Here is a 15872-nt window from a genome sequence, read left to right on the forward strand (position 1 = left end):
GAATTCCTTCTTGAAGGGTTCGAAAACCCGAGCGACAAATTTCAGAGAGTTCTGGCTCGCGATGCTGAAAAGCCTTCAGACCAGCCGCGATCCACCGTCTAGGTTGAGGGTCGCGCCGTTCATCCAGCCATTCGCCATCAAGAACACGACTGCCGCCCCGCCTTCCTCAGCGCTCCCGAGACGATGTAATGGCAATGTTGCCCTGAGGCCCTCGACAAAGGCATCGCGTGCGTCGCCAAGTGCCTTGCCAAGCAGTGGAGTATCGATCGGACCCGGCGAAAGGGTGTTCACGCGGCGCGGCGCGAGTTCCAACGCAAGGCCGCGTGCCAATGCTTCCATTGCCGCCGAAGCGGCAGCGAGAACGGCGGTCCCATAGGCATTCGGCCGGTCACCCAGTGCTCCGGAGATGAATGTCACGGAACCCTCGGAGGCGAGGCGGTCCCCAAGTGCCCGAAGAGTATATATCGCTGCCCAGATGCGTTCTTCGAACGCGCGGCGGAGATGGTCTACCTCGGCTTCCAGCACCTTGCCGACCACGAAGCTTCCGGCCAGCAAGACGAGGTGATCGACATGCTCGATGTCAGCGAGCGCGGATTCGATGGTTTCGCGCTTGGTCACATCCGCGGCCCTCCAGCCACTGAGGCCATGTTGTTCTGCGGCTTCTTTTGCCCGTTCGGCGTCAAATCCGACCACGATGACCCTTGCGCCGAAGGACTTGGCTTGAGTGGCTGCGGCGAGCCCGATCCCCGAGGTGCCGCCGACGATGAGTATGGTCTTGCCTGAAAGCGTATCCGAGATGTTTGATTGAGTGCCCATCGCTCTGGCTCCGTTTTGGAGGCGCTCGATTGCGCCGATGGCCAGAAAGTAATTCCAATTCCCTCGATTGATAATTGCCCCAATATTCGCTTTACTCATGCCATCATGGCACAAATCGGTATAGAACGTCTCACGGGCCTGATTGCATTTGCGCGGGCCGCATCCCTTGGAAGCTACACGGCGGCAGCCCGCGCGCTCGCGGTGTCACCGTCGGCCGTCAGCAAGAGCGTCCAGCGGCTCGAGCAGCAGCTCGGCATCGTCCTATTCCTCCGTACCACGCGCTCTCTGACGCTTACGCCGGAGGGCCGCGATCTGCACGATCGCGCCTTGCGTCTCTTGCGGGAAGCCGAAGATATCGAGCAGGCCGCAATGGCTGCCCGCGCCGAACCGTCCGGCATTCTCCGGATATCCGCTCCACTTCCGGTCGGCGTGCATATACTCGGCCCGGCGCTTCCTAGCTTGCGCGCACGCCATCCGAAACTCGCAATCGATCTGCGCCTGGGAGATCAGTTCGTGGACATGATCGAGGAGGGTATAGACGTCGCCATTCGGGTTGGAGCACTGGCCGACTCCCGTTTGAAGTCCCGACGGCTTGCGCCGCATCGCCTTTGCGCCTTTGCTTCGCCAGAGTATTTGAGACGACGAGGTACACCTCGGCATCCTGACGAACTTGCGGGGCATGACTGCGTCAATTTTCGCTTCCAGAGCTCGGGCCAGACACTTCGCTGGCCCTTTGCATCAGGAAAACGAGTCTTCGAGGCTACGCCAGAGATTGGGATCACGGTGGACACAAGCGATGGTGTCGCCGCTGTCCTCGTCGCCGGCGGCGGCGTCGGCATCTCTCCAACCTACATCGCCGCGCCATATGTGAAACGCGGCGAACTCGTGCCGATCCTCTCCGCCTTCGCCGTCGACCGCTCCAGCATGATTGCGCTCTGGCCAGAGAGCCGCCGCGCCAATCCGAATGTCAAAGCATTCCTGACATTTCTCGATGAAGTTTTCCCGGCGCGCCCACCTTGGGACGAAGTGGTATTTGCCGGACAGTAGTGTTGCGCGTCTGGCGCTATCAGCTCGACAAGTGCGGTGACCGCTATTGGCGCATTCTTGCCATCAATGTCGCAGCGGTAGTTTTCGGAACGACCTATCGCGCCCGGTCACTGTGCGAGGAAAACACCCGTCATCGACCGTCAGCGAAATGGAAACGTCCTCCTTGATGAGTAGTTGGCGTGAAGATACTTCGGCTCTCTACCGACCAACGCCCCGCAGAGTTCGTCGAGTCTATTCAACGTTGTATCGACGTTGGCTGATCTTCATGTAGAGATATAGCGTTGCCACTTTGTCCATGGCAGACCAACCAATCGATGGCCGATCTCCACCCCCAATCAGAGCTTCCAAAGTGTACGGTTGAAGGAATCAGCGGGCTCTGCCACCATTCGAAAGTTCCCTTGATTCCGGAACGGGCCGTCAATGTTGGGCGTGAACCATGACGGCTGCGAATGAACCTGTCTAAGCCAGAAACCGCGAGGGAAAAGCGATGACAGCTGCCGAGAAAAGGCCAGACCTTCAGTTCGATGCCGTTGAACAGGCGATTGCTTGGCATTCGGGTGACATGAGGGCCGCCATAGCCATGCTGATTGACGACTGCAGGCACCTTAGAGATCAGCTCGACACCGCTCAGAAATGCATGAGCAAAGGCCTGACACGAGGTTGGGTTCCAAGTCCCGAGCGCTAGAGCGGCAATCGGCGGGTATTCGCGTGCTGCAGGGCAGGTACTCGATTCTTGTCGTTCTTTAGATGACGCTAATCGTCTATATCACCGCGACCAGATACGAAGGAACACGATGACAAAGAAGCTGAACTCGCTGGAGGCGACAAGGGACTGCGTCTTGACCGCCCGCCCGTTCAAGGGAGCTTTCATGTACATGGCGGTTGCGGCCGCGGTCACGGCTTGGTCAATGACGTCAACGCATAAAGCGCCGATGCCTGCGGACGAACAGGTCGCGACGGTCATTCACTAACTTGGAAGGTTCCCGCCGGTTACGGGCGGGGAGATAGCAATCGGCATATAATGTTCGATTAACGTCTCGACGTACCGACGATAGGCCTCCACCATGGGGCGTGACCTTCCGGAGCGATGATCTCGACTTGGCCGCCTCACTGGTAGAGAATGGGCGCGGTCAGGCGGTACTGGACGATCTGCAGCCGTTCAAAAGCACTATCCAAATTTCTTCGGCGTCGATCTGAGAATGACCTGACCGACGCAAGAATGACGCCTTTGCGACTACAAGAGTATGGGAGCGGAGTGCGTTGTTCTCGCGGAAGTCGATCCATTATTTTTGACTTTGCGCTAGGATTTCGCGAGACCGACCTCAGTCAAGTCCGGATGCCGAGCACTCCATCCCTAATCGTCGAAACCGCAAAAATACATAAAGGGCGCCACTAGGCCGCCCTTTAGCACTTCCAAGCAATGATCGTTCAAGCGGGTCGTTCTTCTCCAGGTCGCGGCTTCCACGTGATGAGACGCTTTTCGGCTACATCGAGGAACAGGTCGATGATGAGGACGAACACCGCGAGGATAATGATGCCGCCGAACACGCCCACTGCGTCGAAATTGCCTTCAGAGCGTGCGATCAGGTAGCCAAGGCCGGCGGATGCGCCCAGGTATTCGCCGATGATTGCGCCGACTACAGCGAACCCCACGGAGGTACGGAGCGAGGAAAGAATCCAGGTTGCCGCTGCTGGGAAGTAGACGTGCCTTAGCAGCTCGGACCGCCTCGCCCCGAGGATACGGGTATTCGACAGAACGACCGGGTTTACTTCGCGGACGCCCTGAAGGGCGTTGAAGAATGTGACGAAAAAGACCAGCGTGACCGCCAGGGCTACCTTCGACCACAGGCCGAGTCCTAGCCACAGGACGAAAATAGGAGCAAGCACCACGCGGGGGATCGCGTTGACGGCCTTGATGAACGGGTCGAGGATGCGCGAAATGGAGGGGCTCAACCCGAGCCATACGCCGGCGGCGACACCAAGACCGGTCCCGATGAGATAGCCGAGTACAGTCTCGCTAAGCGTAATGCCGACGTGTTTGTAGAAACCCGGATCGCTAATCCAGCTGACCACCTGGTTTACGATGTCATAGGGTGCCGGGAAGAAGAAGCGATCGATGACGCCAGATGTGACGCCCACCTGCCAAGCGCCCAGGATTACAGCCAGCAGTGTGATTTGGATTAGGCGGACATTAATGGCGTGCATAGCTTTTCTCCACTTCGCCCCGTAGGGACGCCCAAATATCGCGGTAAAGGGTCATGAACTTGGGATCGAGTTTGATCTCGGCCACATCTCTCGGACGTTCGAGGTCGACACCGAAGCTTTCGATCACCCGGCTGCGTGGTCCGGCCGCCAGAACCACCACACGATCGCCCAGTGCGATAGCCTCTTCTAGGTCGTGCGTGATCATGACCACGGCGCGACGGTCTTCTTGCCAAAGCTTGAGCAGTTCGTTCTGCATGAGGTGGCGAGTATGTATGTCCAGCGCCGAGAACGGCTCATCCATCAAGATGACCTTGGGCTCGGTGATCAGAGCCTGCGCCATCTGTACGCGCTTGCGCTGGCCGCCCGACAGTTGGTGGGGGAAGCGTCCTTCGAAACCCTTGAGTCCCACTTTCTCCAACCAGGCCATGACCTTGCGATGACGCTCTTCGGCTGCCACGCCGCGAAACAACAGGCCCAACTCCACATTTTGATATGCCGTCTTCCAGGGCAGCAAGGCGTCCTGCTGGAACAAGTACCCGATGTTGTTTTGGACGTCCTTGACGGGCGCCCCATCAATGCAGACTTCTCCTTTCGCCGGCTTCAGAAGGCCCGCGATCGCATTGAGAATTGTCGATTTTCCGCAACCCGTGGGCCCCACAATGGCAAGGAATTCGCCATTGCCGACGGTGAGGTTCACGTTTTCGACTGCGACAAAGGACCCGAACGCCATGGTGACGTTGTCTATGGTGACCATCGGGGGAAGGCTAAGCTGAGACACCGCCTCGATTTTCATTACTGCGTTTGCCATATTACACCCCTTAGTTTTCGGCACTATGGCCCGCGGCTTCGACGAACTTGTTTGTATACGTCGTGTTAAGGTCAATCGTGGCCTTGCCGACGCTCTCGTTGAAGCTCCTGAGGACTGCGAGTGGAACCTCGAGGTCAGCGGGCGTGAACCGGCCGTCCTGCGAGAAGATTGCCTTCGCGTTCTCGACAGCCTTGATGTACGTCTGCTTGTCGCCCGAAACAAAGTCATCCGGGAGCTGGGCTACGATCTCCTCAGCAGAGTGATCCTTCATCCAGTGAAGTGCCTTCACGGTCGCATTGGTGACCTTCTGAATTACCTCAGGATGCTCGTTGATGTAGTCTTGGCTGGCATAAAGGACGGATGTTGGATAGATGCCTCCGTATACAGCCTTGGCACCTTCGTCGCTTCTTGCGTCGATTAGGATTTTGCCCAGCCCACGCTCAACGACGATCGTGGCGGCGGGGTCATAGTTGACCAGAAGGTCGATCTTCCCTTGCTGGAGAGCGGCTACAGCCGCAGCACCCGAGCCGACGCCGATAATCGAGATGTCATTGTCAGTCAGGCCATGCTGCTTCAGGTAATAGCGAATAAAGAAGTCAGATGAGGAACCGGGCGAGGTGATGCCGACATTCTTGCCTTTGATGGTCTCAGGTTTCGCGGGATCGAAATCGGTGTCGTTCTTGCCAGCGAGAACAAGGCCTGAATTCCTTGCGAGCTGGACGAAGCCTACGACATGCTTCCCTTGGGACTGCATCTGGATTGTGTGGTCGTAAAAGCCGACAGCGACATCGGTCGAACCGGCCACCAGCGCCTGAAGGACTTTCGAGCCACCCTGAGCGAAGTTCTCAGTCGTGACGTCCAAACCCTCCTCCTTGTAGAACCCTAAGCTTTCAGCCACCGGGAAGGGCAGGTTGTTTAGATTGTAGGAGCCCACACTCATGCGAACAGAGTCGGCGGCATGAGCTGCGGTAGTGAGGGACAGCGCGGTAGCTGCTGCCAAGAGATATTTACGCATGAGATTTCCTCCCTATGTGCTCCGGTCCTCGCCGGAGCGGGTTATGCAGCGTTTTCAACACGCTCGTTCGGCTTAGCGAAGGCGTATCCTTCGAATAGTCTCCTCGCGGTCCTAACCAGGCCCGCGACTGTCGATCCGTTTCGGGTCTCCAGTTGCACGTCGATACGTCCGCTGGGGTGTTCGATACGAACCAGCGTCGGCAGTAGTTGCTCGCCGACGATTTGTGCTGCTACGGTTCCTGAGGTCGTAGCCGCCGTGGCAATCCCGACTGCACCTGTGGTAGCGAGAGCAGGGTGGCAGTCATTGGGCATAAAATATCTCACTGATATCGTTCCGCCCTTCTTGGCCGGGGAAATCAGAACGGGCTTCGGGATGACCATGTCGGACACATCTCCCATTCCCATCAAAAGACCTGCTTCAGTCCGAATGGACGCGAGGCGGTCGATGAGTTGACGGTTCGCCGATAGAGACTCAGCGTCTTCGTAGCCGGTTACGCCCACGTCTGCGGCGCGAATAAGAACCATGGGGATTGCGCAATCGATCGCGGTAATTTCGACCCCGTCGATAACGTCTAGCGGCTTCCCGGTAGGAAAGAGCCTTCCCGTCTTCGCGCCCGCCGCGTCCAGGAAGGTGAGGGCAATCGGAGCCGCGAGGCCCGGGACTCCATCAATCGACGCATCGCCCAGGTAGATAACTTCGCCTTTTCGGGTCGGGACCTTCGCCTCGATGATCTTTCCCGTGTTCACGTTATGAATCCGTACGAGCGTGTCAAAATTGCCGGCCGGCACGAGACCGGCCTCGATCGCGAATGGACCAACAGCGGCGAGCATGTTGCCGCAGTTTGGTGAGTAGTCCACGATCTGTCGGTCGGTACGCACCTGGGCGAACAGATAGTCGATGTCTGCCTCCGGAACGCTGGCCGGACCGATGATTGCAACTTTTGACGTCACCGGGTTTCCTCCTCCGATTCCATCAATTTGCAACGGGTGCCCTGATCCCATTATGGAAAGCAGCGTTGCGTCGCGACCAGCTTGGTCCGAGGGCAAATCGGAAGCCAGAAAAAAAGGACCCCGCGAAGTGCCGCCGCGCATAAGGACGCAAGGTATGCGTATCAGATCGTTCATTACGTGTCCTCGAATATTGCGTAAGCCGGAACAATTCGCTTGCTTATTGCAATATGCGAAACATCGGCCTATTTGTTAAATGCAATGTTTTAGGGGATTATTGCGAAATGAGCATCAATTGCGAGATACTAGATCTCCGCGCCTTTCAAGCGGTCGTGGACCTCGAAAGTTTTCATCGGGCCGCTGAAGCTCTCAATATCTCCCAACCAGCTCTCACCCGACGAATCCAGAAGCTTGAGCAGTCCATTGGCGCGCCACTACTCGATCGGACGACCCGCCACGTTGCGGCGACAGCCACAGGGCAAGAGTTGCTTCCGCTCGTAAGGCGGATGCTCGAAGAGTTTGATGGTTCCCTCTTCGCCCTAAAGGATGGAGGGTCTCAGCGCCGCGGACTAATCACAATGGCCTGTGTTCCGACCGCCGCCTTCTATTTTCTGCCCACGGTCATCAAGAAGTTCGGAGCTGACTATCCCCATATCAGGCTTCGTATCCGCGATCTGACTGCAAACGAGGGACTGCAAGCGGTTGCGCGGGGGGAGGTAGAGTTCGGTATCAATCTGATGGGGAATTCGGACCCGGACCTTTCCTTCGAACCGCTGATCGATGACCCATTCGTGCTTGCAATGCGAAAGGATCACCCCCTTGCGGCACACGAACAACTGAACTGGGGGCAGCTCGATGGCTATCCACTCGTCGTCGTCGATCGATCGAGCGGAAATCGGGCTTTGTTGGATGGCGCTCTCGCGAAGCGTAACCTCAGGCTGAACTGGTTCTATGAGGTCACCCATCTCAATACGTCGCTGGGCCTCGTCGAGGCTGGGTTGGGCATCTCAGTCCTTCCCAGACTGGCGACCCCCCAGGAAGAGCACCCATACTTGGTCTCGCGCCCGATCGTTGATCCAGTGGTTACTCGCACCATCGGGATCGTACGCAGACGCGGCGCGCCGCTGTCGCCAGCCGCCGAGAAGTTCATTGAGGTGCTTCTCAAGACCTGGAAGGGCGGGGAGCCACATCCGATGCTGCATAGCGATTGATGCATGATTTGCAGGAATGTGTTGCAGTCGTCTGCCGTAAACGGTCTGCGGACCTAGTCTTTGTCCATTCCCGAGACAAGGAGCTATCGGATCGCAAAGATCGTAGGACTCGAGCGGACCGGGGGCCCGAGGTCCTACAAACCCAAGAAATCGACCTTTCTCGAGCCGGTTCAGGGGAAGTCTTACTCGAGCAGGAAGCGATCGGTGTTGACTCCCTTGGCGTCATGCAGAGACGCAGCACTACTCCGCTCGTGCTACCAAAGGCTTAAGGCTCGAAGCCGCTGGGCGGACCGTGAAGGTCGGCCCTGGTGTCCGTGACTTGTCGAACGCGAGTTCGAGGTCGCCATCCTCCAGGTCGATGGCGGACCCCGAGTGGACAATGCCCGCAAAATTGAACCGTGGCTGTGATCACGACCGTCTTGCCTGAGAACCTCATCATTCGCTCTCAATCCCCCACGTCTCGCACACAGGCGCGTCTTGGCGCATCAAGCCGAGAGTTTTCAGGTCATCCCACAGTTCGACAGGAATGGGTGTGCTTCGGGCGCGATAGTTTGAAACGACTTGATTCACCGATTGGCCGCCGGGAATTACCGAGACAACTGCCGGATGGAAAAATGGAAAATTGAGGGCCGCGTTTGGCAGAGAAACTCCATGCTTCCGGCACACTTCCTCGATCCGCTGGACCCTTTCGAGAACTTCCGTAGGAGCATCCGAGTAGTTATATTGCGCGCCCGCAATGGGCCCTGTCGCCAGGATGCCCGAATTGTACGGGCCGCCGAGCACGATACCGATGCCGCGGGTCACGCACATTGGAAGGAACGTTTCCAACGCCTCTTGCTCGAGTAACGTGTAGCGACCGGCGAGCAGGAACAGGTCAAAGTCGCCGCGCTCAGCAAGCAGTTGGCACATCTGCCACTCGTTTATCCCGCCACCGATTGCGCTAACCACATCTTGGTCTCGAAGTGAAATCATTGCTTGGTAGCCGCCGCTCATGAACTGTTCGACGTAGTAGTCACAGGCTTCTTGTGTGCCGTGATTGAAGACGTCGAGATCGTGGACAAACAGGATATCGAAACTGTCGAGCCCAGTACGTTCAAGGGATGCTTCAAAGGAGCGCATCACACCGTCGTAGCTATAGTCGAAAACCTCACGGCGACTAGGCGTATTGAAGAATTTCCCGATGCCCGTTCGTTGTTCCGGAGGGCAAACTTTCATGATCCTGCCCACTTTCGTGGACAGCACGAACTCGTGTCGCAGCTTGCTCCTGAGAAAGCGGCCAACCCGACTTTCCGCCAGACCAAGTCCATAGAGCGGGGCGGTGTCGAAATAGCGGGTACCGCACTCCCATGCTGCATCCAGAACCGCCGCAGCTTCTTCATCGCTTATCGCTCGGTACAAGTTGCCAAGCGGTGCGGTGCCGAAACCGAGTTCCGTGAAGGTGAGACCACCGTTTCCCCGTCGATCCCAATGTCGAGTCTTCATAGAGGTCTCCGAAATCAAAGCGGCTTACGGGTTTTCGCATCGAATTGATGCACAGCGCCAGAGCGACGTTTCAGTTTGATCGTCTGGCCCGACGTAAATTGGTACCGCGGGAGAGGGCGAGAATGTCGGAACCTTTACTTTAGAGGAATACCATGTTTCGGAACGCCTGGTACAAGGCTTGCGCGAGCGCCAGCACAATACCGCCGTTTACACGATTGACTGAAGATCGTCGCGACTTTCAGGGACAAACCTCGACGGGACATCAGGGGGGGTATTCGATTATATCGAATTTGGTGGTCGGGGCAGGGATTCGAACCCCGCGTCACAGCTCGAAGGCTGGAAGCAACCCCGGATACCCGAGGATGAGGAGAGCGCCGCGCTCCGATTACGCTTACGCCCGACTAACCCATAAATGCGTAGGGCGATATGATTGTTCCGGACGCGTGGTGCCAGGTATCAAGCGTCATCGTGAACTGGTCCTCTGGCGCCACGCAGATCTGGTCCGCCAAGGGTTGCCAGCTACTCTCCATATCGAGCGTTGTGGCGGGCTTCTAGATGAGACCGCTACCGCGTTTTTCTCGTAATCTATAGCTGTCGCCACGGATTCCTCGCCCACTGGGGGATGGCAGCGCCGGCGAGACGCACGGCGAAAGCAGCACTAACAAAATACCCTACATATTCCGCGCCACCCAGAAGCAGGCCGATCACGAGCCGGGTAGGGGCCATTCCAAAGGGCTGGGGAACCGCCGATCGATAATCAGAAGCAGGCAGGTCAGACTAAAGATGCCATAGCGGGCAATGATCAAATTCCAGGCCGTGAATGTCGCAACGGCCGCGGTGCGACAAAGGTCAATGCCCACAAGGCGAAGTGGTAACGACAGCGACAATCCCTAGCAGTGGAAAGACAAAGGATACAATGCGAATTGGCCGCCATGTCAAAGGTAATGCACTTCTCAACTTTCTGGAAACTAGACGCTGGATGGCAGGGACGCACGCATTCTTGCCACGCTCGATTCCAATGCCCCGTTGCCGATGAGCGAGCTAGCCCGCCTCGTCGGCATGTTCGCGAGGAGCGTATCTGACCGGGTTCCGGAAGCCAATGGCATCATACGGGCTTCACTGTTGATTAAACATCGCGTCGAGATCGGCGATTAAGCCTGGACCGGTGGGGTTCCAGCCGAGGATCCGGCGGGTTTTTTCGCTGGACGCCGGAAAGTCGAGACCGGCAAATATCCCCATCCAGCCGAAATATTCGGCGGTCATTTCCGGCTCGAGCGAGATGACGGGCAGTCTCAGGCCTCGGCCCAGCGCCTCGACGATTTCGCGCATCGTCACACCTTCCTCGTCGACGGCATTGTAGCGCGCGCCGGGTTCGCCGCGTTCGATGGCAAGGCGATAGAGCAGGGCTACATCCAGCAGGTGGGCTGCCGGAAAGCGGTTGTGCCCTTCGCCGATATAGGCGGATGCACCTTTTGCCTTGGATATTTCGATCAGCGGCGAGACGAGACCCTGCTTGACGGTGTTGTGGACCTGCGGAAGGCGCATGACGGAGACATTGACGCCGGCCTCCAGAAGCACATTGCCCGCAAGCTCGGAGGCGATGCGCGGGTTCGGATGCTCGATGTTGAAGACATCCTCGCTCGCCGGTTCGCCAAGATGGGCATTGCCCATGCCGGTACCCGAGGTGATGAGGAGAGGGCGGTTCGAGCCTCTCAGAGCCTCACCCATCGCAGCAATTACGCGGCTGTCCTTGTGGCAATTTTCCACGAAATTGGAAAAATCATGGTCGAAAGCCGTATGTATGACCGCATCGGCCTTCTCGACACCGGCTCGCACGCTGTCGGGCTCTTCCAGAACGCCGCGGTGGACCTCGACGCCGACTGCTTGAAGCGCCCTCGCGCCTGTGTCGGAACGGGTCATGCCGATGACATGATGGCCTGCCTTCTGAAGTTCCGGCACGATGGCCGAGCCGATGAAGCCGGTGGCGCCGGTGAGGAAAATACGCATTGGGTCTCTCCTTATTGCGATGAAGACCACTATTGCGCTATGTTTTATGCTGTTAAAGTAGTGACGCTATCCTATTATAATAGCTAACAGGTGCGCGCCATGACGACCGACAGCAACAACGCCCTTGGCATCTTCCTTCGCGACCGCCGCTCGCGCCTCGATCCGGCGGTGTTCGGATTCTCGGGCCGCCGGCGCACGCCGGGGCTGCGGCGCGAAGAGGTCGCGCAGCGCGCCAATATCAGCCCGACCTGGTATACATGGCTGGAGCAGGGGCGTGGCGGCGCGCCATCTCCCGACGTGCTGAACCGGATCGCAAATGGCCTGATGCTGACAGAGCCGGAGCGCGAGCATCTCTTCATGCTCGGCCTCGGCCGCCCGCCGGAGGTGCGCTACCGCGCCATCGAGGGCATCAGTCCGCGCCTGCAGCGTCTCATCGATACGCTTGAGGTCAGTCCGGCGCTGGTGCGGACGGCGGCCTGGGATATCGTTGCCTGGAACCGGGCAGCGACCGTCGTCATGACCGATTACGGAAAGCTTGGGCCTGAAGACCGCAATATCCTGCGCCTGCTCTTCAGCAATCCGAATATGCGCAACGTCCAGCATGACTGGGAAGCCATGGCCCGATTCGTCGTCGGTGCCTTCCGGGCGGATGCGGCGCGCGCCGGGGCTACGTCAGAAATTACTAAGCTGGTTGAAGAACTCTGTCTCGCCAGTCCGGAATTCAAGGGGATCTGGCAGGAGAATGACGTGATTTCCCATGGCGAGGGAACCAAGCGGCTGAGGCATCCCATGCTCGGCGATATCGCGCTGGAATATTCAAGCTTTGCCATCGATGGCAGGCCGGATCTCAACATGGTCGTCTACAATCCCGTCGATCCTGATGTGGCCGAGCGCATTCGCGGGCTTGTCGCCGAGAAGAAACCGTAGCGCGGTCAGGACCGCCGGCGTAGCGTGAATACCGTCAGTTCCGAGGGCCGTCCGAGCCGCAATGCAAAGCCTGGCCATAACCCGGTGCCGTTGTTGACATAGAGCTGCATGTCGCCGATCTCGTAGAGGCCGGAGACGAAGCCGCCATTGGCACGGGCGACCAAGCGATCGAGGCCGAGGACCATGCCGCCATGGGTATGGCCGGACAGCTGCAGCGCAATGCCTCTCTTCGCGGTCTCAGCTGCCATTCTCGGCTGATGATCGAGGAGGATGACAGGGGCTTCGGCCGGAGCGCCTTCCAATGCTGCCGTAAGGTCAGGATTCGGCATCTTTCTGCCGAAGGCCGCAAGATCCGTGACGCCGGCAATGACGATACGATCGCCACCGCGCTCGATGACCGCATGTTCATTCGTCAGCATGTGGATGCCAAGGCTCGTGTCATGCGCTATCCAGTCGTCGTAGCCGAAATAATATTCGTGATTTCCAGGGATGGCGAAAATGCCGTCGGGCGCCTGCAGCTGTGCCAGCGGAGCGACATCGGCGCGGCGCCTCTCGAGGTGGCCATCGATGAAATCGCCGGTCACGACGATCAGATCGGTTTTCAGCTCATTGGCCTTTTTCACGACGGCCTCGGCCCAGGACACCGGGAACAGGCGGCTGAGATGCAGGTCGGTCAATTGCAGCAGGCGGTAGCCGTCGAAGGCCTCGGGAAGGTCTTTGATGGCGATATCTACATTCTTCAAAGGCGGGATGCGCACGGCCTGGGCGACGCCGACCGCGGCAAGAAGGATGGCTACCGTTCCCATGACATAGCGGACCACTGGCGGCACGACCGGAAAATGTCCGTTGAGCAAAAGAGGGATCAGCGAGAGAAGATCGAGAGCGATCTGGAAGACGGCGAGCAGGACCGTTGCGCCGAAGAGGAAATTGAAGGCCACGATCAGCGGCCGCGGATATTCGGGAGCGAAGATGGAGCCTGAGGAGATCCGATTGAATACCAGATGCTGGGAGGCGATCAGAAGCACACCAGCAAGCATGGCCTTGGCAGGCCATATCCACGGCAGGGGCAGAATGAACCTGATGACAACGACCAGCCAGGGAAGTCCAAGGACGAGGTGAAACATCAATATCCCTGTGATTGTCTGATATTACGGGCGGGAATGAAGAAAATGAATCCGGTGTCTCTGCGTGTGGCGCCTGCGCAAGAGGCTTAAATGAGATCTCGGCGCACCGCATGCAAGCGGGCTACGGCCCGGCTTTATGGGGCAATAGACCTGCCATCTACCGCGCCGTCCTTCCGCCCCTCGGCGAAAAGCCAGTCGATGACGGTGTCCAGCGCAGACGATTTCCGGTAGCGGGGCCAGACGAGGTAGATATCCGAGGGGCCGCGCAGCCTCGCGTCGAAGACACGCACCAGCCGGCCTTTGGCCAAATCGTCGGTGACGAAGCCGCCATTGGCGAGAACGATGCCCTGTCCGGCAATTGCCGCCTCGATCGCATGGGCAGTCGTCGAAAAGCTGATGCCCTTAAAGGTGGGGCTCACGATATTGGCGAGATGCCGCTCGATAAATTCCGGCCAGAGATTATGGGCGTCGTGCAGCAGCGGATAGGCCGATAACTCCTCTGCTGTGCGCGGTGCATTCCTGCCGGCAAGCAGCAGCGGGCTGCAGACGGCGATGACCTCCTGCTCGAACAGCAGTTCGGCATTCAGCCCAGGCCCGAAGGGCGGGCGGCCATAGCGGACGGCGAGATTCACGCCATCGGCGGCGAAATTCGAGAGGCGTTCGGTCGCCAGAATGTGCAGGTCGAGATGGGGATGTAGGGCGGTGAAATCGGGCAGGCGCGGGATCAGCCACTTAGATGCGAAGGTGGGCGTGGTGCTGATGGTGAACTTGATCGCCTGCGGCTTCAGCTCGTCGGTCGCGCGGGCGATGATTTCGAAGGCGCGCCTGATATCGGCGATGTAGCGGCGGCCTTCAGCAGTCAGCGCCAGCGTGCGGGGAAGCCGTTCGAACAGGGCCATGCCGAGCTGCGCTTCAAGCCCGCGCACCTGCTGGGCGACGGCACCCTGCGTGACGCCGAGTTCCTCGGCAGCGTGCCTGAAGTTCAGGTGGCGCGCCGCGACCTCGAAGGCCCTGAGGCCGTTGAGGGAGGGAAGCTTACCCGGGATATCGCTCATCGAATAGTTTATCTACTGCCACGAAAGAGGAGAACTGTTTCGTACTCACGCAGTGAACATGGTAGCGTGCGCCCACGCATCGATCAATTGGCGATATCACCTCAGGAGGGCATTTGATATGTCAGTAGAAAAAGTGGCAGTCATCACGGCGGGCGGCAGTGGCATGGGGGCCGAGAGCGCACGGCGTCTTGCGGGCGACGGATATAAGGTCGCGATCCTGTCCTCCTCCGGAAAGGGCGAGGCGCTCGCCCGGGAACTCGGCGGTGTCGGCGTGACCGGCTCCAACCAGTCGAACGACGATCTGAAGCAACTGGTCGAGGCGGCGATGAAGCAATGGGGCCGCATCGACGTGCTCGTCAACAGCGCCGGCCATGGGCCGCGCGCACCGCTCAACGAGATCACCGACGAGCAGTGGCGTACAGGCATGGATGTCTACCTGATGAACGTCATCCGTCCGGTGCGGCTGGTGACGCCGATTATGCAGGCGCAGAAGAAGGGCGCGATCGTCAATATCTCGACGGCCTGGGTGTTCGAGCCGTCGCCGATGTTCCCGACCTCGGCCGTCTTTCGCGCCGGCCTTGCCGCTTATACCAAGCTCTTTGCCGATACCTACGCGGCTGAGAATATCCGCATGAACAACGTGTTGCCCGGCTGGATCGACAGCCTGCCGGCGACGGAAGAACGGCGCGGGAGCGTGCCGATGAAGCGCTATGGGACCAGTGCGGAAGTGGCGGCGACGATTGCGTTTCTCGTGTCGGACGGGGCCGGATACATTACCGGCCAGAGCCTGAAGGTGGATGGCGGGTTGATGCGGTCTGTTTAAGGTGGGGCCGACCAGGCAGCTGGGGCGCGGGCTTGAACTCTTTAGCTCTCAGTCTATTGTCCGCCTATGAACGCGACGATGGAGAAGGCCTGAAGCTATGCACAAGTTTAATGTGTCCTTCACGCGAGAGATCGAGGCCGATACTGCCGAGGAAGCCGCGCTTCTCCTCTATCAGGAGCTCGCCAGGGAAGCGCCACCCCTTCACTATCTGATCATGGACGAGACGAAGAGGGCGACGGGTCTGACGTTGGATCGGGAAAAGGCGGATGAATTTGCCGCTGCCGATCACACCGCCGATCCGGGGAACTGGTAGGTGGTGGCCAACCCCGTTAACGGTGGTGGCCGCGCTCGTCATTCAGACCTTGTTGTCGCCGTTGATTCAGGCGATCACCAGAGAGGCGTATT

At 58.6% G+C, this 15872-nt stretch carries 16 protein-coding genes; 7 read left to right on the plus strand and 9 right to left on the minus strand.

Annotated elements, in window-relative coordinates; genetic code table 11:
* Positions 1–75: 75 nt before the first annotated feature.
* A complete protein-coding gene (locus BN77_RS27245; RefSeq protein ID WP_007538272.1) occupies positions 76–816 on the minus strand; it encodes an SDR family oxidoreductase in 741 nt (246 codons plus the stop codon).
* 105 nt (positions 817–921) lie between these two features.
* Between BN77_RS27245 and BN77_RS27250 the strand changes: the two genes are divergently transcribed.
* Both BN77_RS27250 and BN77_RS33780 read left to right on the plus strand, forming a co-directional pair.
* Entirely contained in the window at positions 922–1863 is a 942-nt protein-coding gene (locus BN77_RS27250) for a LysR family transcriptional regulator (protein WP_007538273.1), read from the plus strand.
* A gap of 794 nt (positions 1864–2657) precedes the next feature.
* Positions 2658–2834, plus strand: a complete 177-nt coding sequence (locus tag BN77_RS33780; protein WP_157224521.1) for a hypothetical protein — start codon at positions 2658–2660, stop codon at positions 2832–2834.
* A 457-nt stretch (positions 2835–3291) separates the two neighbouring features.
* Here the strand turns inward: BN77_RS33780 and BN77_RS27265 are convergent, their stop codons facing one another.
* The 4 genes from BN77_RS27265 to BN77_RS27280 all read right to left on the minus strand — a co-directional run bounded on the left by BN77_RS27265 (position 3292) and on the right by BN77_RS27280 (position 7015).
* On the minus strand, positions 3292–4068 hold the full coding sequence (locus BN77_RS27265) for an ABC transporter permease (RefSeq protein ID WP_007538278.1): 777 nt from the start codon (positions 4066–4068) through the stop codon (positions 3292–3294).
* Positions 4055–4822 (minus strand): ABC transporter ATP-binding protein, encoded by a 768-nt coding sequence (locus BN77_RS27270; RefSeq protein WP_040678849.1) that lies wholly within the window; start codon positions 4820–4822, stop codon positions 4055–4057. The genes BN77_RS27265 and BN77_RS27270 overlap by 14 nt, the downstream gene beginning before the upstream one ends.
* A 64-nt stretch (positions 4823–4886) precedes the next feature.
* The gene (locus BN77_RS27275) at positions 4887–5891 is read right to left on the minus strand and encodes an ABC transporter substrate-binding protein (protein WP_007538282.1); all 1005 of its coding nucleotides are present in this window, start codon (positions 5889–5891) and stop codon (positions 4887–4889) included.
* Between the two features lie 41 nt (positions 5892–5932).
* The gene (locus BN77_RS27280) at positions 5933–7015 is read right to left on the minus strand and encodes a 4-oxalomesaconate tautomerase (RefSeq protein WP_040678540.1); all 1083 of its coding nucleotides are present in this window, start codon (positions 7013–7015) and stop codon (positions 5933–5935) included.
* A gap of 107 nt (positions 7016–7122) precedes the next feature.
* On the opposite strand from BN77_RS27280, the gene BN77_RS27285 reads away from it, so the two are divergent.
* Positions 7123–8049, plus strand: a complete 927-nt coding sequence (locus BN77_RS27285) for a LysR family transcriptional regulator (RefSeq protein WP_007538287.1) — start codon at positions 7123–7125, stop codon at positions 8047–8049.
* Positions 8050–8484: 435 nt separating this feature from the next.
* On the opposite strand, the gene BN77_RS27290 is transcribed toward BN77_RS27285, so the two are convergent.
* The gene (locus tag BN77_RS27290; protein WP_007538289.1) at positions 8485–9531 is read right to left on the minus strand and encodes an aldo/keto reductase; all 1047 of its coding nucleotides are present in this window, start codon (positions 9529–9531) and stop codon (positions 8485–8487) included.
* A gap of 975 nt (positions 9532–10506) precedes the next feature.
* Here BN77_RS27290 and BN77_RS33785 point away from each other — a divergent pair.
* Entirely contained in the window at positions 10507–10686 is a 180-nt protein-coding gene (locus BN77_RS33785; protein ID WP_157224545.1) for an AsnC family transcriptional regulator, read from the plus strand.
* On the opposite strand, the gene BN77_RS27295 is transcribed toward BN77_RS33785, so the two are convergent.
* Entirely contained in the window at positions 10648–11538 is an 891-nt protein-coding gene (locus tag BN77_RS27295; protein ID WP_007538290.1) for an SDR family oxidoreductase, read from the minus strand. The genes BN77_RS33785 and BN77_RS27295 overlap by 39 nt on opposite strands.
* 99 nt (positions 11539–11637) lie before the next feature.
* Here BN77_RS27295 and BN77_RS27300 point away from each other — a divergent pair, with 99 nt between their 5' ends.
* On the plus strand, positions 11638–12465 hold the full coding sequence (locus tag BN77_RS27300) for a helix-turn-helix transcriptional regulator (protein ID WP_007538292.1): 828 nt from the start codon (positions 11638–11640) through the stop codon (positions 12463–12465).
* Positions 12466–12470: 5 nt separating this feature from the next.
* Here BN77_RS27300 and BN77_RS27305 read toward each other — a convergent pair whose 3' ends face one another.
* Both BN77_RS27305 and BN77_RS27310 read right to left on the minus strand, forming a co-directional pair.
* Positions 12471–13589, minus strand: coding sequence for a metallophosphoesterase (locus tag BN77_RS27305; RefSeq protein WP_007538295.1), 1119 nt, complete (start codon positions 13587–13589; stop codon positions 12471–12473).
* 134 nt (positions 13590–13723) lie between these two features.
* Complete coding sequence (locus tag BN77_RS27310; RefSeq protein ID WP_007538297.1) at positions 13724–14644, minus strand: LysR substrate-binding domain-containing protein; 921 nt, start codon at positions 14642–14644, stop codon at positions 13724–13726.
* Between the two features lie 118 nt (positions 14645–14762).
* On the opposite strand from BN77_RS27310, the gene BN77_RS27315 reads away from it, so the two are divergent.
* Both BN77_RS27315 and BN77_RS27320 read left to right on the plus strand, forming a co-directional pair.
* Positions 14763–15467 carry an SDR family oxidoreductase gene (locus BN77_RS27315; RefSeq protein ID WP_007538298.1) on the plus strand — a complete coding sequence of 235 codons (705 nt, stop codon included), beginning with the start codon at positions 14763–14765 and terminating at the stop codon, positions 15465–15467.
* A gap of 97 nt (positions 15468–15564) precedes the next feature.
* A complete protein-coding gene (locus tag BN77_RS27320) occupies positions 15565–15780 on the plus strand; it encodes a hypothetical protein (RefSeq protein ID WP_007538300.1) in 216 nt (71 codons plus the stop codon).
* Positions 15781–15872 lie beyond the last annotated feature (92 nt).

It is taken from the genome of Rhizobium mesoamericanum STM3625 (assembly GCF_000312665.1).
GTDB lineage: Bacteria > Pseudomonadota > Alphaproteobacteria > Rhizobiales > Rhizobiaceae > Rhizobium > Rhizobium mesoamericanum.